The sequence below is a fragment of the Serratia sp. Je.1.23.a genome (assembly GCF_051129805.1).
Lineage (GTDB): Bacteria > Pseudomonadota > Gammaproteobacteria > Enterobacterales > Enterobacteriaceae > Serratia > Serratia liquefaciens.
The window spans coordinates 561079-573494 of the sequence record NZ_JBCPSR010000001.1; the positions used below are offsets into that span (position 1 = coordinate 561079).

General features: G+C 56.6%; 15 protein-coding genes. 6 read left to right on the forward strand and 9 right to left on the reverse strand.

The genetic code is table 11. The features are described from left to right. Positions 1 to 69: 69 nt before the first annotated feature. Positions 70 to 993: a bifunctional helix-turn-helix transcriptional regulator/GNAT family N-acetyltransferase gene (locus AAZT04_RS02800; RefSeq protein WP_041414322.1), complete on the forward strand. Its 924-nt coding sequence runs from the start codon at positions 70 to 72 to the stop codon at positions 991 to 993. Positions 994 to 1056: 63 nt separating this feature from the next. Here AAZT04_RS02800 and bhsA (AAZT04_RS02805) read toward each other — a convergent pair whose 3' ends face one another. Together bhsA (AAZT04_RS02805) and bhsA (AAZT04_RS02810) are read right to left on the reverse strand one after the other, a co-directional pair. Next, positions 1057 to 1314 carry a multiple stress resistance protein BhsA gene (gene bhsA / locus AAZT04_RS02805; protein WP_020825809.1) on the reverse strand — a complete coding sequence of 86 codons (258 nt, stop codon included), beginning with the start codon at positions 1312 to 1314 and terminating at the stop codon, positions 1057 to 1059. Positions 1315 to 1517: 203 nt separating this feature from the next. After that, the gene (gene bhsA / locus AAZT04_RS02810) at positions 1518 to 1775 is read right to left on the reverse strand and encodes a multiple stress resistance protein BhsA (RefSeq protein WP_020825810.1); all 258 of its coding nucleotides are present in this window, start codon (positions 1773 to 1775) and stop codon (positions 1518 to 1520) included. A gap of 175 nt (positions 1776 to 1950) precedes the next feature. Here bhsA (AAZT04_RS02810) and AAZT04_RS02815 point away from each other — a divergent pair, with 175 nt between their 5' ends. Further along, positions 1951 to 2595, forward strand: a complete 645-nt coding sequence (locus AAZT04_RS02815) for a TetR/AcrR family transcriptional regulator (protein WP_046374192.1) — start codon at positions 1951 to 1953, stop codon at positions 2593 to 2595. Between the two features lie 51 nt (positions 2596 to 2646). Here AAZT04_RS02815 and AAZT04_RS02820 read toward each other — a convergent pair whose 3' ends face one another. The 5 genes from AAZT04_RS02820 to AAZT04_RS02840 form a co-directional block, all read right to left on the reverse strand. Then, positions 2647 to 3468 carry a MetQ/NlpA family ABC transporter substrate-binding protein gene (locus AAZT04_RS02820; RefSeq protein WP_020825812.1) on the reverse strand — a complete coding sequence of 274 codons (822 nt, stop codon included), beginning with the start codon at positions 3466 to 3468 and terminating at the stop codon, positions 2647 to 2649. Positions 3469 to 3485: 17 nt separating this feature from the next. Further along, positions 3486 to 4154 carry a methionine ABC transporter permease gene (locus AAZT04_RS02825; RefSeq protein ID WP_434678889.1) on the reverse strand — a complete coding sequence of 223 codons (669 nt, stop codon included), beginning with the start codon at positions 4152 to 4154 and terminating at the stop codon, positions 3486 to 3488. Beyond that, positions 4147 to 5172, reverse strand: a complete 1026-nt coding sequence (locus tag AAZT04_RS02830) for a methionine ABC transporter ATP-binding protein (RefSeq protein ID WP_048761358.1) — start codon at positions 5170 to 5172, stop codon at positions 4147 to 4149. Before AAZT04_RS02830 ends, AAZT04_RS02825 begins: the two co-directional genes overlap by 8 nt. 252 nt (positions 5173 to 5424) lie before the next feature. After that, the gene (locus AAZT04_RS02835; RefSeq protein ID WP_130015952.1) at positions 5425 to 5868 is read right to left on the reverse strand and encodes an acetyltransferase; all 444 of its coding nucleotides are present in this window, start codon (positions 5866 to 5868) and stop codon (positions 5425 to 5427) included. A gap of 29 nt (positions 5869 to 5897) precedes the next feature. Then, entirely contained in the window at positions 5898 to 6788 is an 891-nt protein-coding gene (locus tag AAZT04_RS02840) for a LysR family transcriptional regulator (RefSeq protein ID WP_020825816.1), read from the reverse strand. Between the two features lie 120 nt (positions 6789 to 6908). Here AAZT04_RS02840 and AAZT04_RS02845 point away from each other — a divergent pair, with 120 nt between their 5' ends. From AAZT04_RS02845 to AAZT04_RS02860, 4 genes are all read left to right on the forward strand, one after another. Next, a complete protein-coding gene (locus AAZT04_RS02845; RefSeq protein WP_261138566.1) occupies positions 6909 to 7889 on the forward strand; it encodes a quinone oxidoreductase family protein in 981 nt (326 codons plus the stop codon). A gap of 58 nt (positions 7890 to 7947) precedes the next feature. Continuing rightward, on the forward strand, positions 7948 to 8820 hold the full coding sequence (locus tag AAZT04_RS02850; RefSeq protein WP_261135074.1) for an oxygenase MpaB family protein: 873 nt from the start codon (positions 7948 to 7950) through the stop codon (positions 8818 to 8820). Between the two features lie 164 nt (positions 8821 to 8984). Continuing rightward, positions 8985 to 10088, forward strand: coding sequence for a suppressor of fused domain protein (locus AAZT04_RS02855; RefSeq protein ID WP_020825819.1), 1104 nt, complete (start codon positions 8985 to 8987; stop codon positions 10086 to 10088). Positions 10089 to 10115: 27 nt separating this feature from the next. Then, the gene (locus tag AAZT04_RS02860; RefSeq protein ID WP_020825820.1) at positions 10116 to 10643 is read left to right on the forward strand and encodes a cysteine hydrolase family protein; all 528 of its coding nucleotides are present in this window, start codon (positions 10116 to 10118) and stop codon (positions 10641 to 10643) included. 41 nt (positions 10644 to 10684) lie between these two features. Here the strand turns inward: AAZT04_RS02860 and AAZT04_RS02865 are convergent, their stop codons facing one another. Both AAZT04_RS02865 and AAZT04_RS02870 read right to left on the reverse strand, forming a co-directional pair. Continuing rightward, a complete protein-coding gene (locus AAZT04_RS02865) occupies positions 10685 to 11560 on the reverse strand; it encodes an NAD(P)-dependent oxidoreductase (RefSeq protein WP_434678894.1) in 876 nt (291 codons plus the stop codon). An 81-nt stretch (positions 11561 to 11641) separates the two neighbouring features. Further along, on the reverse strand, positions 11642 to 12388 hold the full coding sequence (locus AAZT04_RS02870; protein WP_129942149.1) for an SDR family NAD(P)-dependent oxidoreductase: 747 nt from the start codon (positions 12386 to 12388) through the stop codon (positions 11642 to 11644). Between the last annotated feature and the right edge of the window lie 28 nt (positions 12389 to 12416).

Below are 12416 nucleotides of genomic sequence, written 5' to 3' on the forward strand. Positions count from 1 at the left end.
AATGAATATTAGGTAACACTATCAACTAAGTGAAGTGTTTTAGCGCTGGTATCAACGGGGACATTGATTGTGAACATCAGAGATTTCAGGGCATTGTCGCGCAACCTGGTCAGAGAACTGGGCATGCTGAATAAACAGAGTAACGGCAGCCGTTTTTCACCATTACAGATCCATATTCTGATTGAGATCAGCACGCTACCCCTGGGCGTGACCGAACTGGCCACCCGGTTGTGTATCGATAAGGCCAGTGCCAGCCGGGCGGTGCGTAGCCTGGTTGCCGCAGGCATGATTGAAGCGGTGGATTATCCGCACGATAAACGCCACAACCTGAATCAACTGACCCGTTTGGGCCGTAAAACGCTGGCGGCGATAGACACCAATGCCGATGGATTTATGCAGGATGCATTGGCGCAGTTGGACGATGATGAGTTGGCTGCCACTACGGCCGCGATGAAAAAGATGACCTCGGCATTACGTAACGCACGTAAGCAGCGTGACGCCGCTTTGCGGGTTCGTCCGATAACCCAGGATGATGATGCCGCGATGGCGGGGATTATTTGCAACGTATTCCGCGAGTACGGCATGGATAAAATGGAAGGCGTTAGTCTGCACGATCCCGATTTGGATCGCCTGACCGGCGTTTACCAGGATAACGGTGGAAAATATTGGGTGCTGGAACAGGAAGGCCAGGTAGTGGGGGGCGTCGGCATTGCCCCTTTGGCGGGCGGTGACGTCGGTTACTGCGAGCTGCAAAAACTGTTTTTCAAACCCAGCGTACGCGGGTTAGGCATGGCGCGTTACATGGTGGTGCAGGCGCTGAAAGCGGCGCGGGCAGCGGGGTACCGCTACTGTTATCTGGAAACCACCGAGCAGTTGAAAGAGGCGCTGGGATTGTATTATGCGCTGGGTTTTACGCTGCTGACGGAAAGACGCGGCAATACCGGCCACCACGGCTGCAATATTTACCTGCTCAAGAATCTGCAAAGCGACTGAGTACCAACCATAAAACAAAAGGCGGCCCAAGGCCGCCTCTTTGCGCAATAGCTGATTCAGCCATTAATTGTAGATGATCGCAGTACCGTGCAGCTTGTTGTCGCCGGTAGTTGAGATGATCTGGAATGATTTAGCGCCTGCTTCATCCGCTTTGGCCGCCAGTTTGTTTTCCAGGCTGGTCAGGTCGGATGCACCGCTGACGGTGACTACGCCGGCTTTTTGCAGATCTGCCGGTTGAGCGTTAACCAAATCGGCGGCAAAGCTGCCGAATGAAGCGGTGGCCAGTGCGATGGCTGCGATGGTGATTTTCAGGTTTTTCATAGTCTTATTCCTATCTTTATATTCTGTATAAGGTTTTGTCTGTTGGGTCGTTAAATTAATTAACGATCGATAATTTAATGTTAGACGCCTGTTCGACGCTTTGCAACTATTTTTTTAGTGTTCGTTAATTAATTTTTTCTGACAGCTTTTTGCTGGAAGGCCAAAAGCCGTAGCCACTCCAGCATTATTTAATCAACTTATTGTTATTTATAAATTAATGCGGTGCCATGCAGTTGGTTGTTGCCGCCTGCGCCAACGATCTGGAACGATTTTGCCCCGGCTGCGTCAGCCTTGGCCGCCAAACCGGCTTCCAGAGCGGTGAGGTCTGAAGCCCCGCTGACGGTGATCACCCCGGCTTTCTGCTGATCTGCCGGTTGGCTGTTAACCAGATCGGCGGCGAAGCTGCCGAATGAAACAGAGGCCAGCGCAAGGGCTGCAAGCGTCATTTTTAAGTTTTTCATGAAGTTATTTCCTGTTTTATCAACGTAAATGGGCGTATTTAAATTGGTTGTCGCTAATTACTTAACGATCGATAACTAAATGATAATCTCTTCTCGACGAGAGCGCAATATTTTTTTATAATGACCGTTAATTTAATTGGCAAGCCCTGCTGCGGAGCGGGATAAGAGAGGGTCTATGAGCATCAATGAAGAAGTCTGCGCCAAAAAAACGCGTGGCAGACCGAAGCAGTTTGATCGCGACCGTGCGCTGGACAGCGCACTCGATCTGTTCTGGCTGCATGGTTATGAATCCACCTCGATGGCCGATCTGGTCGAGGTGACCGGTGCCAAAGCGCCTACGCTGTATGCGGAGTTTGGCAATAAAGAAGGGTTGTTCCGCGCAGCGGTAGAGCGCTACCTGGAAAAATACACCACGTGCATCGACCAACGGCTGGAGCAGGATTTGCCGGTGGCGGAGATCGTCGAGGATTATGTGCGTTCTCTGGCGCAGCTGTTCACCGATCCGGAAAAACCGTCCGGCTGCCTGATGGTTTGTGCGTCCGCGGCGTTATCATCTTCTTCTGGTGATGTGGCCGAGATGCTGCGCAAGAAACATCATATGCAGGAGGCCAGCCTGAAGGCTTGCTTCGACCGCAAGGTAGAACAGGGCGAACTGTTGGTGAAAACCGATACCGCGCTGCTGGCCAAATTTATCATTTGTACCATTGAGGGCATGTCGACTCAGGCACGCGAAGGCGCCAGCCGTGAAGATTTGTTGCGTTTGGTTGATGCGTTGATGCTGGTCTGGCCGCGCCTGAGTCAGGTGGGCAATAAGGTCTAAGCAGGGCACACGACAGGAATAAAGGCCGCATCGCTGCGGCCTTGGTCGGTATTATTGGTTAACCGGGATCACCGCACCCTGGTATTTTTCGCGGATGAAATCCTGAATCGCCTTGGAGTGCAGCACCTTCACCAGCGCCACAATTTCCGGCTTGTTCACGTCGGCCTTGTGCACGGTGATGATGTTGGCATAAGGGTTGTTTTCGCCGCTTTCCACCGCAATCGGGTCTTTGGTCGGGTTCAGCCCGGCGTCGATGGCGTAGTTGGCGTTAATCACCACCGCATCGCCCTCGTCGTTGTTGTACATCTGCGGCAGCAGTGCACCTTCCACATTGGCCTGGAATTTCAGGTGTTTCGGGTTTTCCACCACGTCAGAAATGCGCGCATCCACCTTGCTCACGCCCGGCTTCAGTTTAATCACGCCCTCTTTTTCAAAGATCGACAAAATACGACCTTCTTCCGCCACCGCGTCACGCATGATGATTTTGCCGTTGTCCGGTAAATCCTTCAGGCTTTTGTACTTCTTGGAGTAAATACCGATAGGTTCGATATGGATAGCGCCGGCGCTGACAAAGTCGTAGCTCTTGTCGTCGGCATGATCCTTAAGCACCGAATTCAGGTAAGGCACGTGTTGGAAATAGTTGGCGTCAATATCGTGGCTGGCCAGCGCGGTGTTGGGCAGGATGTAGTCCTGGAAAGGTTTGATCACCAAATCTATGCCTTCCTTCGCCAGTATCGGCTTGGCCTGCTCGAGGATTTCCGCGTGCGGCACGTTAGATGCGCCGACCACCAGCTTGGTTTCCGCCGAGGCACCCAAAGAGGCCAACGCGGTCAGTGAGGCGAAAGCCAGCATCATAATTTGTTTTTTCATCATCATTATTCCCTGGTTATTTATCGTTTATCGAGCGTGGTTGTAAGGGTGTCGCCAATGAACTGGATAACGAAAACGATCAATAAAATCGTCAGCGTTGCGGCCAGCGTCACGTCACCGTGGTTGCGTTGAAAACCTTCCAGATAGGCCAGATTGCCCAGCCCGCCTGCGCCAATTACCCCGGCCATCGCGGTGTAGCTCACCAGCGCGATCAGGGTAACGGTAATGCCTGAAACCAGTGCCGGTGAAGATTCCGGCAGCAGCACGCGGAAGATAATGGTGCTGGTTTTGGCGCCCATCGATCGCGCCGCCTCAATCACCCCTTTGTCGACTTCGCGCAGGCCAATCTCGACCAATCGGGCGTAGAACGGCGCCGCGCCGACGATTAGCGCCGGCAATGCCGCATCGGCGCCCAGAATGGTGCCGATCAACGTCTTGGTGAACGGGATCAACAACACGATCAGAATGATGAAAGGAATGGAGCGGAACACGTTGACCAGCACTGAAATCAGCGAATAGACGGCGCGGTTTTGCAGCAGCTGACCGCGGGAGGTCAGGAACAGCAACACCCCGAGGACGATACCAAGTACCAGCGTCGCCAAACCGGCGATCCAGGTCATATACAGGGTTTCCCAGGTGGCGTTCAACAACGAATCAAGACGCAGATGAGGGAACAGTGACTCAAGCATGTTTAATGACCTCAACGGCGATCTGTTGCTCTTTTAACAGCTTCAGCATGCTGTCGATTTGCAGGTCGTTGCCTTCGACGTGAATGTAAAGTTCGCCAAAGGAACCATTCAGGGTTTGACTGATTTTGCCGTGCAGAATGTTGATACTTACCTTGTAACGCAGGATAACGTCGGAAATCACCGCCTGATGGGTCTGCACGCCGACAAACGTCAGCTTGAAAATCACGCCCGACAGATGTTGGTTCAACAGCGGATTGAAGCTTTCCTCGGTTTCCTGATATTGCGAAACCTGTTTGACGAACTGTTGGGTGATCGGCTGCTGCGGCCGGGTGAACACGTCAATCACCGGGCCTTCCTCTACGATGCGACCGTTTTCCATCACTGCCACCCGGTGGCAAATTTTGCGCACGACGTGCATTTCATGGGTGATCAGCACAATGGTCAGGTTCAGCTTGCGATTGATGTCGAGCAGCAAATCGAGAATCGAGTCTGTGGTTTGAGGGTCGAGCGCCGAAGTGGCCTCATCGCACAGCAGAACCCCCGGATTATTGGCCAGCGCGCGGGCGATGCCGACGCGCTGTTTTTGTCCGCCGCTCAACTGCGACGGATAGGCATCTTCGCGGCCCTGCAGCCCAACCAGCGCGACCAGCTCCGCCACTCGCGGTTTAATCTGTGCTTTGGGCACGCCGGCGATTTGCATGGAAAAAGCAATGTTCTGACTGACGGTGCGTGACCACAGCAGGTTGAAGTGTTGGAACACCATGCTGATTTTCAACCGCGCCTGGCGCAAGGCATTGCCTTCGGCTCCGGCGATATCGAAACCTTCAACCTGAATGCTGCCGCTGCTGGGCGTTTCCAGCCCGTTCAGCAAGCGGATCAGCGTGCTTTTACCGGCGCCGCTGTAGCCGATGATGCCGTAGATTTGCCCGGCCTCGACCGTCAGGTTGACGTCATCCACTGCGACAACGCGGCCCTGTGCGCTGTCAAAAGTTTTGCAAACGTTCGAAAGAACGATCATAGAGAAGCGAATCCTTATTTAATACATCACAGAATTCCGTCCGGAGCGCGTCACGCCGGAAAGGGATCGGCTTCTTGGGATAAGGGCAGACGGAACCTCTGTTGCTGGGTGAATACGGGCCAATCCTACCGGGGGTTTATAGTGACAGGAAGAATGTAAATTCTATTAGTTATTCTGATTTGGTATATCAAGTGATGAGCGGAAGTGATGGTAAAACGACGGCCAGGGCAGACCATGGCCGAGGGATTGGCGTTAGCGTTTGGCGAGCTTCATGTGCAGCAGTGGGAAAGGGTTGCCCTGGCCGTCGAGCGCGGAACGCCCGGTGATTTCAAACCCGTAGTGGCGGTAAAAACCGCTGGCCTGCGGGTTCTGTTCATTGACGTCCAGCTGTAACTCGTCATGCAAGGTTTCCGCATGCTCCAGCAGTGCCTTGCCGACGCCTTTGCCACGCTGATCCTGATCGATAAACAGCATTTCCACTTTGTTGCCGCTCAGTCCGATAAAACCGCAGGGCTGGCCGGTGCCGTCCACGGCAACCCAAACGTTGACCGCAGGCAGGTAATCGTTCAGCACCAACGGATAGAGTTTGGCGATGTCTTCTTCGGTAAGAAAATGGTGGGTAGCGCGTACCGAACGCTGCCAAATCTCCACCAGTTGCGCATTGTCTTCTGCCGCGCGAGCTCGGATAGTGAACATGGTAACTCCCGTATTTGAACTCATTTATTTTAAACCCGGCCCCACAGTCTGGCTACGGTCAGGGCGATAAAGGCTTCCAGCTTGGCGGATTGCCGCCTTTCGGGCAGATAGACCAGGTGCATCGGGCGCGGCAGTGGTGAATACTCCGGCAGTACCCGGACCAATCTGCCGGCGGCGATATCTTCATCCAGCAGCAGAGTGGCATGCAGCGCGATGCCAAAATCCGCCAATGCCGCCCGGCGTACCCCTTCACCGGAGTCCATTCTCAATCGAGGCCTGACCGGTACGCTGATCTCTCCCGGCGGCCCCAACAGTCGCCAAAAGTGGTTGCCATCCCACTGGCTGAAACCAAAGCAGCAGTGTGCGCTGAGCTGCTCCGGCCGTGTGGGTTCACCGTGCTGTGCCAGATAATCCGGCGAGGCAGCCAGCGTCATGCGGTAATCGGGCAGGGCGCGTGCCACCAGGCCGTCGTCCGCCACCGGCCCGATGCGAAACGCGGCCTCGTAGCCTTCTTCGATCAAATCCACCTTGCGATCCGACAGCACCACTTCCGCTTCCACCTCCGGGTGCCGTTGCAGGAACTCGGTCAGTATCGGTGTCAGAACGCGGTTACCGAAGGTGACCGGCGCGCTGATGCGCAACAGCCCGCTCGGGGAGCTTAACAGCGCCCGCGCACTGGCTTCGGCCGCGTCGGCATCGGCCAGCAGTCGGCGGCAGCGTTCGTAAAACACCCGACCGGCCTCGGTCAGCCCCTGGCGGCGAGTAGTACGATTAAGCAGCGGCGCATTCAACCGTTGTTCCAGAGCGCGAATGTGTTTGCCAACCATGGTCGGTGAAATAGCCATCTCTTCGGCGGCGGCGACGAAGCTGCCTTTTTCCACCACCCGTACAAACACCGCCATGCTGGTTAATCGATCCATTATAAACCCCTGGTGTTTTCTGAATGCTTTTTTGGCCACTGTTGCCGAGTATAGCGCTTTGCGATAATCAATCTATCGACCGTCAGTGTGTTATTGGCGGAAATTTTCCGGAGTGGCGACATGCAGGCATTAGCGTTTGAACAATTTGGCGGGCCGGACGTGCTCGAATACCTTGAGCTGCCGACGCCGGCGGTACCTGCGGGTGCGGTACAGGTACGCATGGGGGCCGCCGGGCTGAATTTTGCCGATATCTATCGCCGTAAGGGCAATTACGTGCTGCACGGCAATCCCCCTCATATTGGCGGTTACGAAGGGGTCGGGACCATCATTGCCTTGGGTGAGGGCGTTCAGGGGTGGCAACTCGGAGAGCGGATCGGTTTTGCTGACGTACCTTTTTGTCATGCCACTCGCATCAATGTGCCGGTGGAGCACGCGCTGCGTCTGCCGCAGGCGTTGAGCGACGTTGAAGCCGCCTCTATTTTGCTGCAGGGGCTGACGGCGCAGTACCTGATCAATGACAGCGTTCAGGTCAAGGCGGGCGATCGCGCCCTGGTGCATGCCGCCGCCGGCGGTGTCGGACAGATCCTTACCCGGATGCTGGTGGCGCGTGGCGCGCAGGTTTACGCCGTTGTCTCTTCGGCGCATAAACAGCAGATTGCGTTAAACAACGGCGCGACGGCGGCCTTCACTTATCAGCAGGATTGGGTCACGCAGATTGCCGCTCTGACCGACGGCGGCGTTGAGTACGGTTTTGACTCCGTGGGCATCACCCTGCAACAAAGCATCGACGCGCTGCGCCCCGGCGGTCGGGTGGTCACCTTCGGCATGGCCGGGGGTGAGGCACCGGCGATCTCTGCCTATCAGCTGATGATGGATTCCAAAGGCGTAGTGGGGGGCGATCTCTGGACTTACCTCAATAGCGCAGAGGCGCGACGTACGCGGGCCGAGCGTCTGTTCAGCAGTTGGCAGAATGGGGAGTTTGCTATCCCGCACATCGAAACCTTCCCGCTCAAAGAGGGGGCGTCGGCGCACCGTCGCCTGGAAGATCGCAGCTTTGCCGGTAAAATTGTGCTGCTCAACGATAGCGACCCGCGGAGTTAAAAGCCGTATTTCGCTTCATGTTACACTGGCCGCCAGAAGCTAAACGGGGCCAGTCAGGATGGAAGTGATACGCGCAGCGATAGAAAAACAGGTCATCAGCCTGACCGGGCTGGCGCTCGGCGGCATTGATTTTGAAAATCCGCCGGGGGATCCGGGCCTGTTCGGCCCGCAGTCGGTTATCTGGCAGGTGCACAACGATTTTACCTCGATGCTGTGCGGGGGCGTCAGCGCCTTGTTGATGCAGATGCTGCACCCGCTGGCGTTGGCGGGAGTGTGGGATCATTCCAACTTTCGTGAAGATATGCTCGGCCGCCTGCGCCGTACCAGCCAGTTTGTCTCCGTCACCACTTTTGGCCCCACCGCCGAAGCCGAACGCCTGATTGCCAAAGTCAAAGCTATTCACCTGCGGGTCAACGGCGTCAGCAGCGACGGCAGGCCTTACGCCGCCAGCGATCCTGAGTTGCTTACCTGGGTGCACGTGGTGGAAAGCAGCCGTTTTTTGGCCAGCCATTTACGCTACCGCAACCCGTCTCTTCCCCGTGAAAAGCAGGACCAATATTACCGTGAGGCTGCACGCGTAGCCGCAGCCTTGGGGGCGGAAGAAATCCCAACCTCCTGCACGGCGGTAGAGGAGTATCTGCAACGGATGCGTCCGCAATTGGTGTGCGATGAGCGCACGCGGGAAGTCGCGCGTATTCTGCTGGCCGCGCCGGCCCCCAGCGCATTGGCCCGGCCTTTTGGCGCTTTAGTGATGCAGGCGGGTATCGACCTGCTGCCTGACTGGGCGCAACAACAGTTTGATTTTTATCCCGGAAACTTACGCCGCCGCCTGGTGCGCACCGGTGCAGGGGGCGTCGGTAAAGTGCTGCGTGCCTCAATGCGTAATGGTTCATATCAGCGTGCGCTGCGCCGAATTAACCGACAGGCCTGAATCGGCGCAGACTATAATTCTTACCAATAACCCGATGTTTCGGGGCACTTTTGAGACTTTTACGGGTGATCCGAGCGGTAATGCGCTTTACACTGGATAAAAGCCAATTTCCATTTTATTTAGCGTGCAGCATTATTCTGCGCCTTGAGCCTATTTGAGGTTATATGAACGAGTCACACGTACTTGCTGAAGTCAGTAATGAGAACCAGACGCTGGTCGCGGTGGTTCAGCAAGATCACCGGGCTGCTTATTTTTATATTTACCCTTCAGAAGAAAATAGCGAACGTTTTCAGGTGCGCGCTTGCTGGCTGCGTAACCTGGCCGCTGCGCCGCAGCAGGAAGACAGCGCGGCACTGGCGCTGGGGCAGCCACCGATGCTGGCGGCCGAGTTTTGCCGCAATCTGGAAGGGGAAGCGCCGCTGAACCCGGAAGGGCTGACGGTGGTTTGGACCGAGAGCGACGACGGCGCGGCACTGTGGTATTACGGCCAATTGCTGGCGGTGATCCCCGGCTGGAGCCTGTATATCGACCATTCGGTATGTTATTCCGCCAGCTGCATTAAAGAGAGCCCGCTGGCTTATCCGCTAGGTTCCGCTTCCACCAATACCCAGTATGCACTGGCGGAAAGTACCCGTCAGTTCTGGCGCAGTTGGCAGCGGGAGGAAGGGAATCCCTGGCCCAAGATGCAGAGCGATTATCAGGCGCATTACGAGCAGCATTTTGGCCCCTCGGTGAAATACTACGCCATCGATCAGGGCAAGTGGCCGCCGATGGCGATCACTCAGCATGAACGCGACGGCATCTACTATTTCCTTACCCTGGGTGTCAGCATCCGGCCGATGCCGTGGGTAGAGATCCTGTTTAACGACGACGCCTCCCGCTATCGCCGCATGGAAATGGGTATCGCCATCGACGGTCAATACATGACCGAGGAAAATGCGATACAGATGGCCAGCGCGTTGGCCGGTTTCGCCCACGTGCCCTGGTCAAAAATCACCTGGTTTGGCGAAGGGCATACCTTGGAGTCCGAAGTGGCGCCTCAGGGTTATGAGGGCTACGTGCTGTCTTCCTCCTTTTATCCGTATCACGAGCATCTGAGCTTGCCGAAACAGTATGGCGATCCGGTCAATATTTTCTGGGCCAGCCCGGTATTTGAAGCCGAGCGTCTGCTGGCGCATGCGACGCCGAATGGGGGTCATGAGTTGGTTAACAAACTGCGTGAGCAGGGCGTTGACCATATCTTCCGCCCGCGTCAGCCGGTATGCTGAGACGGAATTTATTCTCTGGAGCTAATCATGAAGTCAGCGCTGTTGGTTATTGATGTGCAGAAAGGGTTGTTTACACCGCCGCCGGCGGATGCCGAAGCGACGATCGATCGCATTAACACCCTGAGCGCCGCTGCCCGTCAGGCCGGCGTGCCGGTGATTTTCATTCAGCATCAAACGCAGCATGATGAGTTGGCGCACGGCAGTGACGCCTGGCAACTTGATCCCGGTTTGCAGGTAAAGGCGGGAGATCATCGGGTAGAGAAAACCACGCCGGACTCATTCCTGCGTACCGGATTGGGGCCGCTGTTGATTGCGAACGGTATCTCGCATCTGGTGGTTTGCGGCTATTCCACCGAATTTTGCGTGGATACCACCACCCGCCGCGCCGCCGCGCTGGGTTACCCGGTGACGCTGGCGGCCGATGCGCATACCAGCCACGACAAAGCGCATGCCTCCGGCCTGCAGATCCGCGCCCATCACAATGCCACACTGTCGAATATCGAAAGCTTTGGTGTCCTGATCGACGCACTGCCAACGGCAGAAATTCGTTTCTGACGGCCAAATAAAAAGCCCGGAGCGATCCGGGCCTATCAGGATTACTTCAATCCGGCTCTGCGTGCCGCCACTTTGGCCAACGCCGACCAATCCAAATCTGCGTCGCCTTGCGCCACCGCGTCGAGGAAGTTGTCCTTCAGCACGCTGGCGAACGGCATTGGCGTGTGGCTGTTGGCGCCGGCCTCCAGCGCCAGGCCGACGTCTTTCATCCCCAGGCTTAATTTAAAACCCGCAGGTTCAAACTTTTCTTCGGCGATCAACCCTCCATAACCCTTGTAAGCCGGAGAGGCAAACAGGGTACTGGTGAGCATGTGCAGATAATCCGCGCCGGAAACGCCGTAGTTGCGCACCAGAGCACTGCCTTCCGCCATCGTCTCAATGGCGCTGGCCAACGTGAAGTTGGCGGCGATTTTAACGATGTTGGCCTGTTCGGGCTGGTCGCCAAAATGCCAGGTCTGCTGGCCGAGCACCTCAAACAGCGGCTGCACTTTGGCGAGCAACAGCGGATCGCCCGCCGCCAGAATATTCAGCTTGCCGGCTGCGGCTACGTCCACCCGCCCCAACACCGGTGCGGCGATATAACCGACGTTGCGCTCCGCGTGCAGCAACGCCAGCCGTTTGGCCAACGCCACCGAAACCGTCGCCATATTGATGTGAATCGCTCCCGCCCGCAGTTGTTGCAGCAGCCCGCTTTCCACCACTACCTGCTCGGTGGCGGCATCGTTGGCCAGCATGGTGATCAGTACGTCCACCTCCGCCAGTTCTTCCGGCTGCCGAGCCTGCACGGCCCCGGCGTTCACCAAAGGCTGTGCTGCCTGGGGCGAACGGTTCCATACCTTTACCCCATAGCCAGCCTGCAACAGGTTGGCGGCCATCGCGCTGCCCATACCGCCCAGGCCGGCAAATCCGATCTTCATATCGCGTTCCTTTTCTCAGGTTATCTTCCTTCACCCTAACGCGACGCTCGGAGAACGCAAATGGCGGAATGTAACGCTTTCTTAACCGACCCGCGCCCCCCCGTTAATCGAGGTAACGGTTCCGGTGATGAAAGAGGCCTCCTTCGAAGCCAGCCACAGCGCGGCGCTGGCGATATCCTCTACCCGGCCGGTGCGCCCCATCGGCGTTTCGGCCGCGATGGCGTCAATGCGATCCTGCGGCAAACCGGTACCGAAAAAGCGAGTATCGGCGATAAAGCCCGGCGCAATGGCGTTAACCGTGATGCCTGCTTCGCCCAGTTCGCGTGCCAGGCTGAGGGTAAAACCTTGCACGCCGGCCTTGGCGGCAGAGTAGCCCAGAGCACCGGCGCTGCCGCTGCCGCATTGGGCGGCGATCGAACTCAGGTTGATGATGCGACCGCCCGGTTTACGCAGGTACGGCAACATCGCCAACGTAAACAAAAAGGTACTTTTCAGGTTTCCGTCGATCACCGCGTCCCATTCCTGCTCGGCCTGCGCCAGGGGCGTATCGGCGGCAATCACCCGGGTAAAACCGGCGTTGTTGATCAGCACATCCAAAGTGCCCAGATCGGCGGCCAACTGGGCGGCCACTTCTTCCACCGCGCCACGTTGGCTCAAGTCCGCCGCATAATAGCGGGTGCCGTGGCCAATTTGCTGCGCCGCCTGTTGCAGGCGTTGAGGGTTACGCGCCACGATGGCGATGCGGTAATCCTGTTGTGCCAGTTGCTGGGCGATGGCCAGTCCAATACCGCTGGATCCGCCGGTAATCACCGCTGTACGTTGCGTCATAGCTGATTCTCCTGTGCCCGTGGTCCAC

Excerpts from the sequence above, each read along its gene's own strand:
- AAZT04_RS02820 (WP_020825812.1), bottom strand. The coding sequence starts at position 3,468 with ATGATGAAAAAACAAATTATGATGCTGGCTTTCGCCTCACTGACCGCG.
- AAZT04_RS02865 (WP_434678894.1), bottom strand. The coding sequence starts at position 11,560 with ATGAAGATCGGATTTGCCGGCCTGGGCGGTATGGGCAGCGCGATGGCC.
- AAZT04_RS02845 (WP_261138566.1), top strand. The coding sequence starts at position 6,909 with ATGCAGGCATTAGCGTTTGAACAATTTGGCGGGCCGGACGTGCTCGAA.
- AAZT04_RS02860 (WP_020825820.1), top strand. The coding sequence starts at position 10,116 with ATGAAGTCAGCGCTGTTGGTTATTGATGTGCAGAAAGGGTTGTTTACA.
- AAZT04_RS02850 (WP_261135074.1), top strand. The coding sequence starts at position 7,948 with ATGGAAGTGATACGCGCAGCGATAGAAAAACAGGTCATCAGCCTGACC.
- AAZT04_RS02835 (WP_130015952.1), bottom strand. The coding sequence starts at position 5,868 with ATGTTCACTATCCGAGCTCGCGCGGCAGAAGACAATGCGCAACTGGTG.
- bhsA (WP_020825810.1), bottom strand. The coding sequence starts at position 1,775 with ATGAAAAACTTAAAAATGACGCTTGCAGCCCTTGCGCTGGCCTCTGTT.
- AAZT04_RS02840 (WP_020825816.1), bottom strand. The coding sequence starts at position 6,788 with ATGGATCGATTAACCAGCATGGCGGTGTTTGTACGGGTGGTGGAAAAA.
- AAZT04_RS02870 (WP_129942149.1), bottom strand. The coding sequence starts at position 12,388 with ATGACGCAACGTACAGCGGTGATTACCGGCGGATCCAGCGGTATTGGA.
- AAZT04_RS02855 (WP_020825819.1), top strand. The coding sequence starts at position 8,985 with ATGAACGAGTCACACGTACTTGCTGAAGTCAGTAATGAGAACCAGACG.
- AAZT04_RS02830 (WP_048761358.1), bottom strand. The coding sequence starts at position 5,172 with ATGATCGTTCTTTCGAACGTTTGCAAAACTTTTGACAGCGCACAGGGC.
- AAZT04_RS02815 (WP_046374192.1), top strand. The coding sequence starts at position 1,951 with ATGAGCATCAATGAAGAAGTCTGCGCCAAAAAAACGCGTGGCAGACCG.
- AAZT04_RS02825 (WP_434678889.1), bottom strand. The coding sequence starts at position 4,154 with ATGCTTGAGTCACTGTTCCCTCATCTGCGTCTTGATTCGTTGTTGAAC.
- bhsA (WP_020825809.1), bottom strand. The coding sequence starts at position 1,314 with ATGAAAAACCTGAAAATCACCATCGCAGCCATCGCACTGGCCACCGCT.